The organism is Thalassospira indica (assembly GCF_003403095.1).
In the GTDB taxonomy this organism is placed as follows: Bacteria; Pseudomonadota; Alphaproteobacteria; order Rhodospirillales; family Thalassospiraceae; genus Thalassospira; species Thalassospira indica.
In genome coordinates this window covers 935,915-952,670 of sequence record NZ_CP031555.1, presented here as the reverse complement: position 1 = coordinate 952,670, position 16,756 = coordinate 935,915, and the positions used below count along the sequence as shown (strand labels likewise).

Genomic DNA, 16,756 nt, shown 5'->3' with positions numbered 1-16,756 from the left:
CTTATTGACCGACCAGTGACAGGGCGTTTGCACCCAGCACCGCTTCGATGTAATGCGACGTATCAAACAACTGTACCGCAACGCCGTTCAGATACTCGGTGATCGGTCCGGCAAAGATGGTCAGCGCGATCAGGCCGCTGACCATACCGCAACTGGCAATGATCGGCAGAACCGGCCATTTCGCACCTTCGACCGTTATTTCGCCGTCGACGGAGGCACTTTTCCAGAACAGCACACTGCCCGCTCGACCAAACCCGACGATACACATCAGTGACGTCACCAAAATGATCGACCAGATCCAGACCATGGCATCACTGTCGCGTGCCGCATCAAGAATCTGAAGTTTACCGATAAAGCCACTAAGTGGCGGCATCCCGGCCATACCGATCGCACCGATAAAGAACAGAACAGCCAGGAAGCCGGTCTGATGGAAGCGCGGGGCGGTATGCAAACTGTCCCCGAACTGCCCGCGGCGTGACACCACAAGATCGGCAATCAGGAACAGAGCCGCCGCCGAGAAGGTCGAATGCAGCATATAATAAAGACCGGCCGAAATCGCTTCGGGCGTAAACAGCCCGATGGCAATCAACAAGGTGCCCATTGATCCGATCACCGAAAAGGCGATCAGACTGTTAAGACGTTTCGCCGCAAGAACCCCGGTCATACCAAGCACCAGGGTCACCAGTGCCGCCGGCAGGACATAAGGCGCTGCGAGCCATGCCATGTCACCGGCCGTATCGCCAAAGGCCAGCGAATAGACACGCAGAACGCAATAGGCCCCGACCTTGGTCATGATGGCAAACAGGGCAGCCACCGGTGCCGGTGCATTGGCATAGGTGCCCGGCAACCAGAAATGAACCGGAACAAGTGCGGCCTTAACACAGAACACCAGAAGCAGGATCAACGCACCGGCGCGCAGCAGGGCTGCATCACCCGACGCGACATTGGTCACCTGAATGGCAAGGTCGGCCATGTTCAGCGTCCCGGTGACGGAATAGATCATGCCGACACCAATCAGGAACAAGGACGACCCTGTCAGGTTGATGACGACATATTGCATCCCGGCCTTAAGACGTTCTGCCCCCGCGCCATGCAGCATCAAGCCATAGGACGCAATCAGCAGAACTTCGAAGAACACGAACAGGTTAAAGATGTCACCGGTCAGGAACGCACCATTGACCCCCATCAGCTGGAACTGGAACAGGGCATGGAAATGCTTGCCGCGCTGGTCCCATTCGCTTGATGCGAAAAGAACAACGCCAAGACCAAGAAGCGATGTCAGGAACACCATCATCGCCGAAAGACGATCAAGCACCAGAACAATGCCAAACGGTGCCGGCCAATCCGACAGCGCATACATTTCCGGGCCATTGCCACTGGCATAAACCAGAAGCGAAAGTGTGACGGCCACAAGGGCGACCGTGGCCGTGATGGAAAATACGCGCTGCAGAATGATATCGTGACGCACCGCCAGAACAATCAGGGCGGCCATCACTGCGGGCAGCACTATGGGAACAACAATCCAGTCACCCATCAGTTTTTATCTCCTGCTTCGGATGGCGCGCCAACCGGACGACCGTCAACATGGTCATTACCGATTTCAAGGAAAGTCCGGATCGACAAAACGACGATCAATGCCGTCATACCGAACGAAATCACAATTGCCGTCAGGACAAGCGCCTGTGGCAGAGGATCGGTATATTCGGTGACACCCTCACGCAGGATCGGTGGCATGTTGATGGTCAGACGTCCCATGGCGAACAGGAAGACGTTCACCGCGTAGGACAGCAGGGCCAAGCCAACAACCACCGGGAAGGTTCGCCCGCGCAGCAACAAATAAGTCCCGCACGTGGTCAGAAGCCCAATACTGCTTGCGACAAGAAATTCCATATCAGGCCTCCTTGCCCGGCGTTGCCGCCGGTGCTGCCGACAACGACGGATCGTGGTCCATCGGCTCGGTATTTATTTCGACATGTTCGGCCATACGTTCGACTTGCGAAAGTTTGGCAAGTGCCAGCATCACTGCCCCGACCACGGTCAGGAAGACGCCAAGGTCAAAGCCCATGGCCGATGCCAGTTCAAACTCGCCAACGATCGGCAGGTGAACATGAACAAACCCGCTGGTCAGGAACGGCAGACCCGCAACCCAGGCTGATACCCCGGTAATCGCCGCGGCAATGACACCAAGACCGATCATGCCGTGGTAATTGACCTTCATGCGGTTCTGGGTCCAGCCAAAGCCCGACGCCATATACTGCATGACCAACGCAACCGACACGACCAGACCAGCGATAAAGCCACCGCCCGGTTCATTGTGACCGCGCAGGAAGATGTAAACACCCACCATCAGCGACAACGGCAACATCACACGCGTTGCCACAACCATCATCATCGGGTGACGATCAGCCGAGCGACGGTTGCTGACAACCCAGTTGGCCAGACGTTTGGCGGCCTCGCCCTGGGTCACGGTTTCAATCAGCGCAAAGATCGAAAGTGCGGCAATCCCAAGAACGATGATCTCGCCAAAGGTATCAAACCCACGGAAGTCAACGAGGATGACGTTGACAACGTTGGTACCACCACCTTCGGTTTTCGAGTTCGCCAAATGATAGGACGAGATTGTGTTTGGCAGATCGCGGGTCATGATCGCCCAGATCGCACCACCAACCCCAAGACCTGCCGCAATCGAGACAATACCGTCACGCATCTTGCGGCCCGGCAGGCTTTCCTTCGGGGTTTCCTTGGGAAGGATATTAAGCGCAAGCAACATCAGAATGACCGTCACCACCTCGACCGAAATCTGCGTCAACGCAAGGTCCGGTGCCGAAAGATAGATAAAGCCAAGCGACACAATCAGACCAACCACACCGACCAGAAGCAAGGTCAGCAAACGGTTGTGATGCATAAAGACCGACGCAATACATGTCACAACCAGCAACAACCAGCCAATAGCCGCAGGCGGCGAGACTTCAAGAAGCTCGCGCGTGCCCGACTGGAAGTCCGGTTGCGCATAGAAACCCGAAAGCCCGATCCCGATGGAACCGATGATCGTGATTGCAAGATAACGCTGCAATGATCCGTTATGCAGATTGTCCGAAACCAGTCGGCTGAGCGCGACGGCCTTGGCCATGCCGCAATCAAACATTGCCTTGGCATCGGGCCGCGACAGGTTGGCGGTTGCCGACATCAGGCCACCATGGCGCATCAGCAACAGGGAACCACCGATAATCGCAATCACACTCATGCCAAGGGCCGGTGTCAGACCATGCCAAAGCGACAGGTGATATTCCGGCAATTCACCACCGATAACGGCCCCTGCGGTCGCAGCGACCAGTGGCCCTGCGATGGCTGCCGGGAACAGACCGATCAGAACCACCAGAACCGTCAGCAATGCGGGCGGTGCCCACATGCCAAAGGGCGGATCATGCGGATGATGCGGCAAGTTTTCATCACGCGGCTTGCCCAGCCAGACGTGGAAAATAAATCGGAAGGAATAGGCCACAGAGAACAGAGCACCGACGGTCGCCAGAAGCGGAACCACCCAGTTCTGATCCAGCCACATGGTGTGCCATGCTTCTTCCAGCATCATCTCCTTGGAAATGAAACCATTAAGCGGAATGATCCCGGCCATCGAGGCGGCGGTGATAATCCCGATGGTGCCAGCAATCGGCATCAGGTTGAGCAACCCGCCAAAACGACGGATATCACGGGTCCCGGTTTCATGATCGATGATACCAGCCGTCATAAACAGGGCCGCCTTGAAGGTCGCATGGTTGATGATGTGAAACACCCCGGCAACAGCCGCCATCGGTGTCCCGAAACCAAGCAACATGGTGACAAGACCAAGGTGACTGACCGTCGAATATGCCAGAAGCCCCTTAAGGTCGTGCTTGAAGATCGCAATCCATGCGCCCAGCACCATGGTCATCAGACCAGCCGTCGCAACGATATAGAACCATTCCGGCGTGCCCGACAGAACCGGCCACATGCGCGCCATCAGGAAGATGCCCGCCTTCACCATTGTGGCCGAGTGCAGATAGGCAGAAACCGGCGTCGGTGCGGCCATCGCGTGCGGCAGCCAGAAGTGGAACGGGAACTGTGCGGATTTGGTAAAGCAGCCGAGCAAAATCAGGATCAAGGCCGGCAAATACATCGGCGATGCCTGGATCAGGTCGGCGTTCTGCAAGATCACGGTCAGATCATAGGATCCGACAATATCGCCAAGGATCAGCATCCCGGCAATCATTGCCAAACCACCAGCACCGGTCACGGCAAGCGCCATGCGCGCGCCCTGACGGCCTTCTGGCAAATGTTTCCAGTACCCGATCAGAAGGAACGATGACAGCGATGTCAGTTCCCAGAAAATCAACAGCAGCAGGATATTATCAGAAAGAACGATGCCGACCATGGCCCCCTGGAACAACAGCAGGAACACATAGAACCTGCCCATCGGGTCGTCCTTGGAAAGATAGAACCGCGCATAGATGATAATCAGAAGACCGATACCCAAGATCAGGGTCGCAAACAGCAACCCGAGCCCGTCCAGAAAGAAGGTCACATTCAGACCCAGTTCCGGCAACCAACTATAACTGACCTGAAATACCTCGCCGGCAATGACCGCCGGGGCCTTTGCCATCAGCAAGATCAGGGCAAGCAGCGTGACAGAACCGGTCGCTGTGGCACAAGCATTGCGCCCGGCCCTGATCATTATGGCGGGTAACACCGCCCCAATGAAGGGAAGCAAAACAATGAGGGTGAGACTCATGAAAGACCCTTATTTTTGGATATTCGCCGCATCGCCCCGAACGCGAGACAGCAAGAAAATTCCGCCAGAAGTTAATATTAGTACTGATAATGGTCAAGAAAACCCAAACAGCGCAGCTTTTTAACACCCTGCTGTCAAGTGAAGCCGATCACCAAAGATCGCAATTATAGCGGGCAAACCTTACTTTTTACCGCCTGCGAGCTGTATTGCCTCGGGCATCATGCGCAGCCTGACCATGGCAATCGTTCCCAAAACAGGCCCGACAGCCAACATGGCAAATGCCCCCCACCAACCTGTCTGATCGGCGACAACCGGCACAAGGTGGATGGAAACAAGTGCAATCAGGAACCCGATGGCATTTTGCAGGGTTAATGCCGTACCGACCTGATGCGGGTCGGCCAGTTCAATGACGCAGGACGAGAATTGGGCGGAATCCGCGATCACGGAGATCCCCCAGACGATGCAAACCACAATAAGAAGGATGATCGGGGCATCGGATAACCCACCGGCAACCAGCGCACAGGCGCTACTCACGATCATGGCGGCAATCGTCACGGTCGTTCTGCCAATCCGGTCAGCATAATACCCCCCGGCCAAGGACCCGAACGCGCCGATGCCAACAATGGCAAACGTCGAAAGTGCGGACCAGACACCGGGATTGTCCATCACACGATCCGAAAATGCGCCATACAGGAACAATCCGATCCAGCCCCACATGGCATACAGTTCCCACATATGCCCAAAATAGCCATAGCAGGCATGGCGCAGCGGCTTGTTTGCCCAGATCTTGCCAACCATTTTTGGATCAAACCGCGGGGAACGTCCCGGTGTCCCGCCCAGATGCACAAACAGGATGGCAATTGCCGCGATATAGGCGGTCACACTGGCGGTCATGATCACGTATCGCCAGTCGAGTGGCACCGCCACCGCAAACAGGTGCGGCATGGCAGACCCCATGGTCAGCGCCCCTACCAAAAGCCCGACCAAGAAACCTGTATCCCCGCGTGACCAGGTTGCGACCATCTTCATGCCAATCGGATAAATCCCGGCCATGCAAACGCCCGTGATCAGCCGCAACAGGATCACAACAATGCCGTCAACCGGTACAACAAGGATCAAAATATTGGCAGTCGCGGCAATCATCGCCGATGCCGCCCAGAAACGCCGGGGTTCGATGCGATCCGCCAGCCCCAGGATCGCACTGGTAACGGTTCCCAGAACGAAACCCAGCAATACCGCACTGGTAAATAGCGATGATTGCAGCGCCCCAATACCAAACTCGCTGCGCAATTGTGGTAGCACCGCCGTGGCCGAAAACCACAGCGCAAGCGCCATCAACTGGCAGACCGTAATCATGGAAACGGCAAAAGTCTTGCCCGTACGCACCCTGCTTCCCCCGTTGCATTTTTGGTATTTCGGCCATCATACACAGATGTTGGCGAATGCCTATCTTGGAACACCTCACCTTTCCAGCCGTTTAATAAGGAGCCCGACACCTGAAATGGCAGGAAGGTCACAATGGATTTGCTTGATCAATATTCAAACGGCGTCATGACCGCACTTGGTTTCTTCTGGAACGCACTGTGGGCGTTTGTGCTTGGTTACTCCATCAGTGCCGCGATTCAGGTTTTCGTCCCCAAGAACCGCCTGACTGCGCATATGGGCGACGCCGGTATCGGTAGCGTTTCGCTTGCCGGTCTGTTTGGCGCCATATCAAGTTCATGCTCGTTTGCAGCACTTTCGGCGGCACGATCGCTGTTTCAGAAAGGTGCGCATTTCATTGCCACTGTCGCCTTCATGTTCGCATCGACCAACTTGGTCATTGAACTTGGCGTTTTGATCTTCCTGTTTCTTGGCTGGCAGTTTCTGGCCGCAGAAATCATCGGGGGTATCCTGATGATTGCGATTTCGGCTGTTCTGATCCGTGTGACATATCCCAAGGAGATGATTGAAGCCGCCAAGCAACATGCCGACGAAGAAACCGGCAGTGAAGAAGACGACTTCGACTGGAAGAAACGCATCAAGTCCCAGGAAGGCTGGCAACAGGTCGGCAAGCGCTTTGTAATGGAATGGCAGATGGTCTGGCGTGAAATCCTGATCGGTTTCACGATTGCCGGCTTTATTGCGGTCTTTGTCCCGGCCGAATTCTGGCAGACCCTGTTCCTTGCCGGTGACGGCACGGGTAAGGCGTCAGACTTGCCGTTCCTGACCGTTCTTGAAAACGCCCTTGTGGCACCATTTGTCGCCGCCGCGACCTTTATCGGCTCGATGGGGAACATTCCATTGGCCACGGTTCTCAGTGCCGGGGGTGTCAGCTTTGCCGGGATTATGGGCTTTATCTATTCGGACCTGATGGTCCCGCCACTGGTCAAGGTCAATGCCCGGTATTATGGCTGGAAAACTGCGCTTTATATTGCAGGTGTCATGTATGCCAGCATTGTGGCCACTGCGCTTATCCTGCATTACGCCTTTGTCGCACTCGGCGCCCTGCCCGAAAGCAGCCGTGACATTGCCGAGGTCAGTGCCTTTGGCGTTAATTATACGCTGTTCTTGAATATCGCGGCCTTTGGGCTGATTGGCATCTTGCTGTGGCTCCGTCGCGAAGGCCAAAAGGCAGCACACCATGACCACGAGCATGATCATGGTGACCACGGTCATGATCACGACCATGGCGACGGGTCTTTGCTTTCGCTTAAAAACGTGATTGTCGGGACCGCACTTACGCTGCTTGCAGGTGGTCTGGTACTTAAAGCAGCCAGCTTGATCTAGAAAAAAAGTGCCGCCGGCAAAGCCGAGCGGCACAGGTTTCCCGAGCGGGAATGAAACAATAAGTCAGTTAACTTAATCAGGTCAGATCACGCTGATCATCAATCACTTTGCCGTCATTGGGCAGACTGCCAACCTCTGCGGCCAAAACCGTCCCGCGCAGCTTGCAAACGCTAGCAAGGGTTTCGGCAATCGCATCAATCTGACTGTCATCAATACCCTCGCAGGTCAGGGTCATGACGTCGTTATCGTTTTCCCGGGTAACGACAAGCCGCGCCTTGGCAATGTCGCCATGACGTTTGACGATTTCACCGATCTGTTGCGGATGAACAAACATGCCCTTGATCTTGGTGGTTTGATCGGCACGCCCCATCCAACCCTTGATCAGTTGGTTGGTCCGCCCGCAGCCGCTTTCACCCGGCGCAATCGCCGAAAGATCACCGGTCGCAAAGCGGATCAGCGGATAGTCCATATTCAATGTGGTGACCACAACTTCACCGACCTCACCCTCTGCCACCGGCTCACCCGTGCCCGGACGGACGATTTCAAGAATGATGTCTTCGGCAACAATCATGCCGTTCTTGGCGTCACTTTCATAGGCAATCAGGCCAAGGTCGGCACTGGCATAACATTGCAGCATCGCAATATCGCGCTCGGCAAACCAGGAACGCAGACTTTCCGGAAGCGCCTCGCCCGATACCAGCGCACGCTTGATTGAGGTGATATCAGCACCTAGTTCCTCGGCCTTTTCGATCAGGATTTTCAGGAAGGATGGCGTGCCGCTATAACCGGTTGGCTTAAGATCGCTGATCGCCTTGACCTGGGCTTCGCTTTGGCCAACACCGGCCGGAACCACGACGCAGCCGCACGCCCGTGCGCCACTGTCAAAGATAAAGCCACCCGGTGTCAGATGATAGGACAGGCAGTTATGCACGATATCGCCCGGGCGGAAGCCCGCCGCAAAGAACGCGCGGCCCATCCGCCACCAGTCATCTCCCTTGCCCTGCGGGTCATAAATCGGACCGGGGCTTTGGAACAGGCGCGCCATCGCCGGGATCGGCGTCGCGTTCAGGCCCGCCAATGGCGGTTCCTTGGCCTGAGCATCAATCAGATCGGATTTCCGCGTCACCGGCAGTTTTGCCAATGCTTCGCGGGTGGTGATGGTCTGCGGATCAATATCGGCAAGCAACCTACCATAGGCCGCCGACTGTGATTTGGCATGATGCAAAATACGCGGCAAGGCGGCCATCAACCCGGCCTCGCGGCTTTCCTGGGTGCGCGTTTCGCGTTCGTCAAAATAAGTCTTCAGCATCATACCCGTCTTTCATTCAAAGGCGCCAACCACAGACATGGATGTGGTTGGTGAACCATCCTAAAGCCAACGTTTACGGCGTTTGTAGGACTTGATGTTCTTGAAGCTTTTACGTTCTTCAGAACCACCGCCGAGATAGAACTCCTTGACGTCCTCGTTATTGAGAAGCTCGTCACGGGTGCCATCCAGAACAACCTTACCGCTTTCCATGATGTAACCATAGTCGGCAACCTTCAGCGCAAAGTTGGCGTTCTGTTCAACGATGAGCATGGTGATGCCCTGTTCGCGATTGATCTTTTCAATGATCCCGAACACTTCCTTGACCAAAAGCGGCGACAGGCCCATCGACGGTTCATCCAGCAGGATCATCTTGGGCCGCGCCATCAATGCACGGCCGATGGCCAGCATCTGCTGTTCCCCGCCGGAAAGATAGCCTGCAAGGCCAGTACGTTCCTTAAGGCGCGGGAAATATTCAAAGACCATCTCGATATCGTCTTTGACTTTGTTGTCCTTGCGCGTATAGGCGCCCAGACGCAGGTTTTCGATACAGGTCATGTCCTCGATGATACGGCGACCTTCCATGACCTGAAACAGGCCGGAGCGCACGATATCCTCGGGGCTGCCATTGGCAATCTGGTTGCCCATGAAATTGATGTCACCGCGGGTGACTTCACCGTCTTCGGTTTTCAGCAAACCCGAAATCGCTTTTAGCGTCGTGGATTTGCCAGCACCGTTCGGGCCGAGCAAGGTCACGATCTTGCCTTGCGGAACCTCAAGCGAGACGCCACGCAGGACCAGAATCACCTCGTCATAGACGACTTCGATGTTATTGACCGACAGCATCGGTTCAGCGGTTTCTATTTTGCGGGCGGGCTCTGCCATGGTGTCCCTTTCGAATGTTCGTCTTGTGATCTCCAGCTGCCGGAGACAGGGCATCTTGCGTCTTATGCCCGGCCTCCGAACAGTCTGGGAGACGTTCGTCTTACTGGCGGATCTTAGTAACCGAGCCAGTCGTCACGACGCGGCAGGGTCACGGTATTGACCTTGGTCACCGTAAAGTCGCCACCTTTGGCGCTGCCGTTATAGATGTTGACGGTGTTGATGCCGCGATGGTCCTCGGCGGTCCAGTTCGCTTCCATGCACACACCTTCAAGTCCTGCCGGCACCCAATCCTGACGGGCATACATGCCAGCCTTGATGTTCTCGCCGGTCAGACCGCCATTGGCCTTGGCCCATTCCATGGCTTCTTTCATGTAATAGACCGAGCAAATGCCACGGATGTAGTGATGGGTGCGGAACTGCTCGCCCGAGCTGTCCGACATCTTCGAAATTTCACGCACCAGTTCCATGCCCGGGACACCTTCGTCGGTCCAGAAGCTGGTCATGGCCGGGAAGACATAGTTTTCAACATCGCCGATGGTTTTAAGCGTCTCGTAGTCGCCCGCCCAGATATTGGCGAGCCATTTCGGGGTCGCACCAACCGTGTCACAGGATTTCACCAGCGACACAACCGACGGACCGAGGTTGCCAAGATACCCATAGTTGGTCCCGGCTTCTTTCAGGGTCAGGCACTGTGCCTTGAAATCACCCGGCTTCATCGAAACAACCACCGGTGCGGTTACTTCAAAGCCAAGCTCGTTGGCATATTCCGCACACGCTTCTTTCGGGGCGTTCGGATACGGGTGGTTGTCACCGATATGCGAGAAGACCGGCTTGCCCGAACCACCGGACTCTTTCCAGTCTTCGGCTGCCCACTGAACCATCGCACGGCAGGCGTCGGAATAGGATGCGCCATAGAAGAAGTTATAAGGCGCCGGTTTGGCGGTTTTCGGGTTCTTTGCGGTCGGGTCGGTCAGGTGCCCGGAATAGGATGCGGAATAGACCGGCACCTTGTCCTTGGCAACAAAGCTGATCAGGGCTTCGGTATCACCCGTGCCCCAGCCCTGCATTGCAATCATGTCATTGCGCGAACGCCATTTCTTGTAGTTCGCAATCGCCTGCGGAACCTTATAGGCATAGTCAACCGACTCAGAATCCAGAACCGTGCCATCGATACCGCCATTGACGTTCACATAAGACAGGGCATCACGCACACCATCAGCATAGAACTTGCCGATAAAGCCGGTGGCACCGGTGATGTCCATCAGATGGCCGACAAAGACCATGTCGTCATCTGCTTGCGCTGCCGAAAACGACAGCCCCGTTGCGACCATCGCGGTCGCAGCAATCAATCTTTTCATCACGACGTCTCCCTTGGACGTTTTCACAAAAGTAAGCCTCCCGGTCGCCCCGTTTTGATCCCGACCCTTTGATTTTTTATAAGCGGGCCGGGTTCGGGGTTTTGATCAGTACGAGAAGGGATAAAGCTTCCAGTACGCCCTGATCTGTTGCCAGCGATGGGCAAGCCCATCCGGCTCAAAGATCAGGAAAAGGATGATGGCCAGACCAATTGCCATCTCCTTGATGTAAGCCAGCCCGTCGGTCACAGCCGTTGAACTGGCCCATTCGAATACGCTCAGCGCGCTGACACCGCTTTCCATGACTTCGGGCAGAAGCACCATGAATACCGTGCCCATCAACGTCCCTTTGACCGAGCCCAGACCACCAATAATGATCATGCCCAGGAACTGGATCGACAGCAGAATGGTAAAGCCCTCGGCCGAGACAAAGCCAAGATAGTGGCCATACATCGCCCCGCCGACACCGGCATAGAAAGACGAAATTGCAAAGCTCATCAGGCGATATTTCGTGAGGTTGATCCCCATGATTTCAGCCGAAAGGTAATGGTCACGCACCGCGACAAAGGCACGGCCATCACGGGTCCGCATCAGGTTCGTGCCCAGCAGATACATCACCACCAGGAAGAACAGGCACACATAAAAGAAACTGAAATCATCATAGATTTCATAACCAAACACATTCACCGGGTTGGCTGCCGCACCGTAAGAACCGCCGGTAAACCATTCTGCACGGGCAAAGAAATCTTCAAGAATGAACTGCGCGGCCAATGTGGCAATCGCCAGATAAAGCCCCTTGATGCGGGCCGCTGGCAAACCAAACAGCATACCGACAGCCGCTGTCATCAAACCGGCCAACGGGATCGACAGCAAGACCGGAATGCCGGTTGTATTGTTGATCCAGGCCGAGGCAAAGGCGCCAAAACCAAAGAACGCGGCATGGCCCAGCGAAATCTGCCCGGTAAAGCCCACCAGAATGTTCAGACCAAGGGCGGCAATCGCGAAATACGAGATCTGAATGAACAGGTTGACGTAATAGCCATCCAGAACAAACGGGATCATGGCAACGGCAAAGATGCCAAGGATCGCGGCATTGCGGATATAGGTCGTATCAAAGATGCGGGTATCCTGACGATAAGTCGTACGGAAGTCACCGCAAGGACGTAGCGAAAATCCAGCCATAGTACTTTTCCTCGTCCCCTAGATACGTTCGATGTCTTTGGTGCCAAACAGGCCGTACGGCTTGATGCACAGAATAATGATCAGCACATAGAATGGCGCGATCGAGAACAGGTTGCCCCAGTGCAGATACTGGCCATCGACAAACTCTGCGGTGTTTTCCAGAAGACCGATGATCACGCCGCCGACGATTGCGCCAACAATCGAATCAAGCCCGCCCAGGATCACCGCCGGGAACACCTTGATCCCGATGACTGAAAGGGCCGAAGACACACCATTGACCATACCGATAACGATCCCGGCGACACCCGATACAAGGGCCGAGATCGCCCAGGACATCGCAAACACAGTTTTGACAGAAATACCAAGGCTTTGGGCAACCTGCTGATCAAAGGCGGTCGCACGCATGGCCAGGCCAAGCTTGGAATATTTAAAGAACCAATAGAACCCGGCCATGATGAACAACGAGATCACAAAGCTCATGATATAGGCCGTCTCGATCTGCATCCCCAAAAGGTTGACCGATCTGGTTTCAAACACCTGCGGATAGGTCGCGGTCGTCGCCCCGAAGATCCATTTGGTCGCTGCCTGGAAAAAGATCGAAAGCCCGATGGTCACCATAATGACCGAAATGATCGGTTCGCCAATCATCGGGCGCAAAACAACCATCTGCAGGACGATGCCAAACGCCATCATAAACAGCAATGTAAACAGGAAGCCCAGCCAGAAGGGCATACTCATTTCGACAAGGAATGCGTAACATACCCATGCCCCGATCAGCAGGAACTCACCCTGGGCAAAGTTGACAATCTGGGTCGATTTGTAGATCAGAACAAAACACATGGCCACAACGCCATAAAGTGTCCCGACAATCAAACCGTTCAGCAGAAGCTGGAACAGAAGTTCGAAATTCATGTTGCCATCCCTGTAATGGCGGCCCGCGTGCCGAGATTTCCGGCCGGGGCCACAGTTATGCTGCTGCCTTATTCGGCGGCTTTGGGGGCCGTCTCTGCGGCCTTGTTATCTTCAAGATCGACGACTTTCACACTCGTCTGGATGCGGGTTTTCGACCCGTCCTGGAAAGTGATCATGGTGTCGATATCAACCTTGTCATTGCCGGCATAAACCGCATCAATAATATCGGCATATTTTTCGGCGACCACACCGCGACGCACTTTGCGCGTCCGGGTCAGTTCGCCGTCATCCGCATCAAGTTCCTTGTACAGCAACAAGAAACGCTTGATCCGCTGGGCTTCCGGAAGCGTCTTGTTCACTTCGCGGATTTCCTCGGTGATCATCTCATAGACCTGCGGCTGCGCTGACAGGTTGGTATAGTTGGTAAAGGCAATCCCGCGCTGCTCGGCCCATTTCGCCATGATCGAATAACGAATACAGATCATGGTCGACAGGAACGGCAGATCCTTGCCAAGGATCACGGCCTCGGCAATGAAGGGCGAGAATTTCAGTTTATTTTCAATAAACTGCGGCGAATAGCGCACCCCGGTGGATGTTTCCGCCAGATCCTTCATACGGTCGATCACCACAAGGTGCTTGTTCTCGTCCTTGAAGTAGCCGGCATCGCCGGTATGCATCCAGCCATCCCGGACATCCTCGTCATAGGCGTCCTGGTTTTTGTAGTACCCGGTGAACATGCCCGATGTGCGCGCAACGATTTCGCCGACGCCATTTTCATCGGTGTTGATCACCTTGATCTCGGAATTATCGAACGCAACACCGACCGTATCGAAATCAATGTCTTCGGGCTGATGGATGGTATAGGCACCACACAGCTCGGTCTGACCATAAAGCTGGCGCAGCGGAACCCCCATCGCGTGGAAGAACTTGAAGGTTTCCGGGCCGATTGCGGCACCACCGGTGGCAGCCGATCGCAAATTGGAAAAACCAAGCCGGTCTTTCAGCGCATTCATCAGGATCACGTCGGCCATTTTCGAATGACCGCCGCTGTCCATCGCGGTACGCGCCAATGCCATGCCGAAATCAAACATCTTTTGTTTGAAGGGCGTTGAGTCCATCATCCGTGCCCGAACATCAGCCGCAATGGTTTCCCAAACGCGCGGGGCCAACAGAACAAAGTTCGGACCAATTTCGCGCAGGTCGGCCATCATGGTTTCCTGCTCTTCGACGAAATTAACGATTTGACGGCTGATCAGCGACTGACCCACGACATAGACCTGCTCCATGATCCATGGCAGCGGCAGGACCGAGACATAATTATCGCCCGGGTATTTCGGGTCAGCCCGAAGGTACGCTGCGCAGTGATCAAGAAAATCACCGGAATTGAGCATCGCCATTTTCGGCTTCGACGTCGTACCCGACGTGGTGCAGAGAATGGCACATTCATCGCCACGGGTATCGGCGACCATCTGGTCATAGGAACCCGCGTTCTGTTCCTCGAACGTGCGGCCAAGCTCATAAAGCTTTTCGACATCCATCAGACGCGGATCGTCATATTTGCGCATCCCGCGCGGGTCACAATAAACAATGTGCTCGACGGTCGGGATATCATCGCCAAGCTCAATAAGCTTGTCGCACTGTTCTTCGTCTTCGGCGATCAGGATCCGCGCCCCTGAATAGGTAATCAGATAGGCGACTTCTTCGTGCAGGCTGTCCTGATACAGACCAACCGACATACCGCGCAGCGCGTGGGCGGCGATTTCTGCCCAGACCCATTCCGGGCGGTTTTCACCGATGATGCCGACAACATCACCCTGACCAAGGCCAAGGGCGCGCATGCCAAGTGTCATCCATTTGACGCGGTCGTTATAATCCTGCCAGGTGAACTCCTGCCAGATGCCGAATTCCTTTTCGCGCATGGCGACTTCTTTGGGCCAGTTGCGCGCGTTATAGGCCAGCACTTTCGGGAAAGTATCCAGCGACTTGGTGTCGGCATATTCCGGGATATTGCTGCTCATGCTCAGGCCACCTGCTCGTCTTCGTCCGTTTCGTCGTCTTCTTCGCCGAGATAGGCTTTCTTCACATGCTTGTTGGCCATCACTTCATCGGGCAGGCCTTCGGCAATCTTGCGACCGAAATCAAGAACCATCACCCGGTTGGAGATATCCATCACCACGCCCATGTCATGTTCGATCATGACAACGGTCATGCCCCACTCTTCATTGAGGTCGATGATAAAGCGCGCCATGTCCTCTTTTTCTTCGAGGTTCATGCCCGCCATCGGCTCATCGAGCAGGATCAGATCCGGGCGCAGCGCCACAGCACGCGCCAGCTCAACGCGTTTGCGCAACCCATAGGAAAGCGTGCCGGCCGTTGCCTTGCGGATGTGGGAAATTTCAAGAAAATCAATAACGTCTTCGCAGAAGCGACGATGTTCCAGCTCTTCCTTCTGCGCCCCGCCAAGCCAGTAAAGCGGCCCATTGAGGAAGTTGTTCTTCAGCAGGTGGTGACGACCCACCATGATGTTATCAAGCACATTCATGTGCCCGAAAAGCGCAAGGTTCTGGAAGGTGCGACCAATACCGAGTTCCGCACGGTCATTGGGCTTGAGCCCGGTAACATCCTGCCCCTTGAAGGACACCGTTCCCATGGTCGGGGTGTAACGCCCCGATACGCAGTTCAACATGGATGTCTTGCCGGCACCGTTCGGGCCGATAATCGAAAAAAGCTCGCCCGGCTGAACGGAAAAGCTGACATCACTCAGCGCACGTACACCGCCAAACACAAGCGACACGTCGCTAATCTGTAGAATAGGACTCTGTGACGTCATGCCGTCGCATTCCTCCCTGACTTGGGCCACAAATGCCGCAGAACCGCATTTCGGGTTCTCACGCGTATGAATTTGCAAACCGCTGTTCAGTTTCCCTGATGATGTGTCGGTTTATTTTATGACCCTGACCTTACGGAAACCGGGCGTGACACATTTAATAGGCATTTAAGTACCAATTTCAGCATATCGCGTCAATGCAATGATTCTCAAGGGGTTGGGAGTTTTCTACAAATTCGCACCGCACAATTATTTGCGAGCAGAAAACACCACCCATTCTACCCTTGATTACGTAACGTTATCTGGCGCGCTGACCAATTCAGCACCTTGCACAATCGCCGCATTGCAAAAATTATTCGCAATCATGCACCGCACAATCTGTGACCCGGCAATCCCGCCCCTGCGCGAACACTTCGCCGGGCGACACCCCGACTCCATAGCGGAGTCGGCGCAGCTGGCGGCCAAATCAACAGCACCCGACAGGCTGTCGATCTACGGTTATAAACATGTCACGGAAAAACAGACTCCGGCCCGCACCCATCCTATTGAAAGGCCGGAAGCCACAGCACATATCGACTAGAGGTTTTTTATCGCTTGTTGGACTTTGCCAATATGCTGTGATCAACGGGTTTTCCCCAATACCCCTTTTCGGGGTCTGGACTTTCACAGGGAATTGTGGTGTAACCCCGTTGCACATAGATATGTAGCCGTGACCCGCGTCACGCAACACAGATAGCCCACCGCTCGGCGCTCCG

At 55.0% G+C, this 16,756-nt stretch carries 13 protein-coding genes; 2 read left to right on the top strand and 11 right to left on the bottom strand.

Translation table 11 applies throughout. From position 1 onward, the window contains the following. Position 1: 1 nt before the first annotated feature. From DY252_RS04540 to DY252_RS04525, 4 genes are all read right to left on the bottom strand, one after another. Positions 2–1,534 (bottom strand): monovalent cation/H+ antiporter subunit D, encoded by a 1,533-nt coding sequence (locus DY252_RS04540; RefSeq protein WP_064787469.1) that lies wholly within the window; start codon positions 1,532–1,534, stop codon positions 2–4. Continuing rightward, on the bottom strand, positions 1,534–1,890 hold the full coding sequence (locus DY252_RS04535) for a Na+/H+ antiporter subunit C (RefSeq protein WP_064779809.1): 357 nt from the start codon (positions 1,888–1,890) through the stop codon (positions 1,534–1,536). Before DY252_RS04535 ends, DY252_RS04540 begins: the two co-directional genes overlap by 1 nt. 1 nt (position 1,891) lies before the next feature. Next, positions 1,892–4,765, bottom strand: a complete 2,874-nt coding sequence (locus tag DY252_RS04530; RefSeq protein WP_064787470.1) for a monovalent cation/H+ antiporter subunit A — start codon at positions 4,763–4,765, stop codon at positions 1,892–1,894. A gap of 180 nt (positions 4,766–4,945) precedes the next feature. Continuing rightward, positions 4,946–6,151, bottom strand: a complete 1,206-nt coding sequence (locus DY252_RS04525; RefSeq protein ID WP_082923341.1) for an MFS transporter — start codon at positions 6,149–6,151, stop codon at positions 4,946–4,948. A gap of 132 nt (positions 6,152–6,283) precedes the next feature. Between DY252_RS04525 and DY252_RS04520 the strand changes: the two genes are divergently transcribed. Further along, entirely contained in the window at positions 6,284–7,534 is a 1,251-nt protein-coding gene (locus DY252_RS04520; protein WP_064787471.1) for a permease, read from the top strand. Positions 7,535–7,610: 76 nt separating this feature from the next. Here DY252_RS04520 and DY252_RS04515 read toward each other — a convergent pair whose 3' ends face one another. The 7 genes from DY252_RS04515 to DY252_RS04485 all read right to left on the bottom strand — a co-directional run bounded on the left by DY252_RS04515 (position 7,611) and on the right by DY252_RS04485 (position 16,004). Then, complete coding sequence (locus DY252_RS04515) at positions 7,611–8,846, bottom strand: phenylacetate--CoA ligase family protein (protein WP_082923342.1); 1,236 nt, start codon at positions 8,844–8,846, stop codon at positions 7,611–7,613. A gap of 57 nt (positions 8,847–8,903) precedes the next feature. Beyond that, positions 8,904–9,686 (bottom strand): ATP-binding cassette domain-containing protein, encoded by a 783-nt coding sequence (locus DY252_RS04510; protein ID WP_064788239.1) that lies wholly within the window; start codon positions 9,684–9,686, stop codon positions 8,904–8,906. 152 nt (positions 9,687–9,838) lie between these two features. Continuing rightward, positions 9,839–11,083 (bottom strand): ABC transporter substrate-binding protein, encoded by a 1,245-nt coding sequence (locus tag DY252_RS04505; protein WP_064787472.1) that lies wholly within the window; start codon positions 11,081–11,083, stop codon positions 9,839–9,841. 105 nt (positions 11,084–11,188) lie between these two features. Continuing rightward, complete coding sequence (locus DY252_RS04500) at positions 11,189–12,262, bottom strand: branched-chain amino acid ABC transporter permease (RefSeq protein WP_064787473.1); 1,074 nt, start codon at positions 12,260–12,262, stop codon at positions 11,189–11,191. Positions 12,263–12,280: 18 nt separating this feature from the next. Further along, the gene (locus DY252_RS04495) at positions 12,281–13,174 is read right to left on the bottom strand and encodes a branched-chain amino acid ABC transporter permease (RefSeq protein ID WP_064787474.1); all 894 of its coding nucleotides are present in this window, start codon (positions 13,172–13,174) and stop codon (positions 12,281–12,283) included. Between the two features lie 68 nt (positions 13,175–13,242). Then, positions 13,243–15,192, bottom strand: coding sequence for a long-chain fatty acid--CoA ligase (locus DY252_RS04490; protein WP_064787475.1), 1,950 nt, complete (start codon positions 15,190–15,192; stop codon positions 13,243–13,245). A gap of 2 nt (positions 15,193–15,194) precedes the next feature. Next, positions 15,195–16,004: an ABC transporter ATP-binding protein gene (locus tag DY252_RS04485; RefSeq protein ID WP_064787476.1), complete on the bottom strand. Its 810-nt coding sequence runs from the start codon at positions 16,002–16,004 to the stop codon at positions 15,195–15,197. A 199-nt stretch (positions 16,005–16,203) separates the two neighbouring features. Here DY252_RS04485 and DY252_RS04480 point away from each other — a divergent pair, with 199 nt between their 5' ends. Then, on the top strand, positions 16,204–16,581 hold the full coding sequence (locus tag DY252_RS04480) for a hypothetical protein (RefSeq protein WP_064787477.1): 378 nt from the start codon (positions 16,204–16,206) through the stop codon (positions 16,579–16,581). The last annotated feature ends 175 nt before the right edge of the window (positions 16,582–16,756 follow it).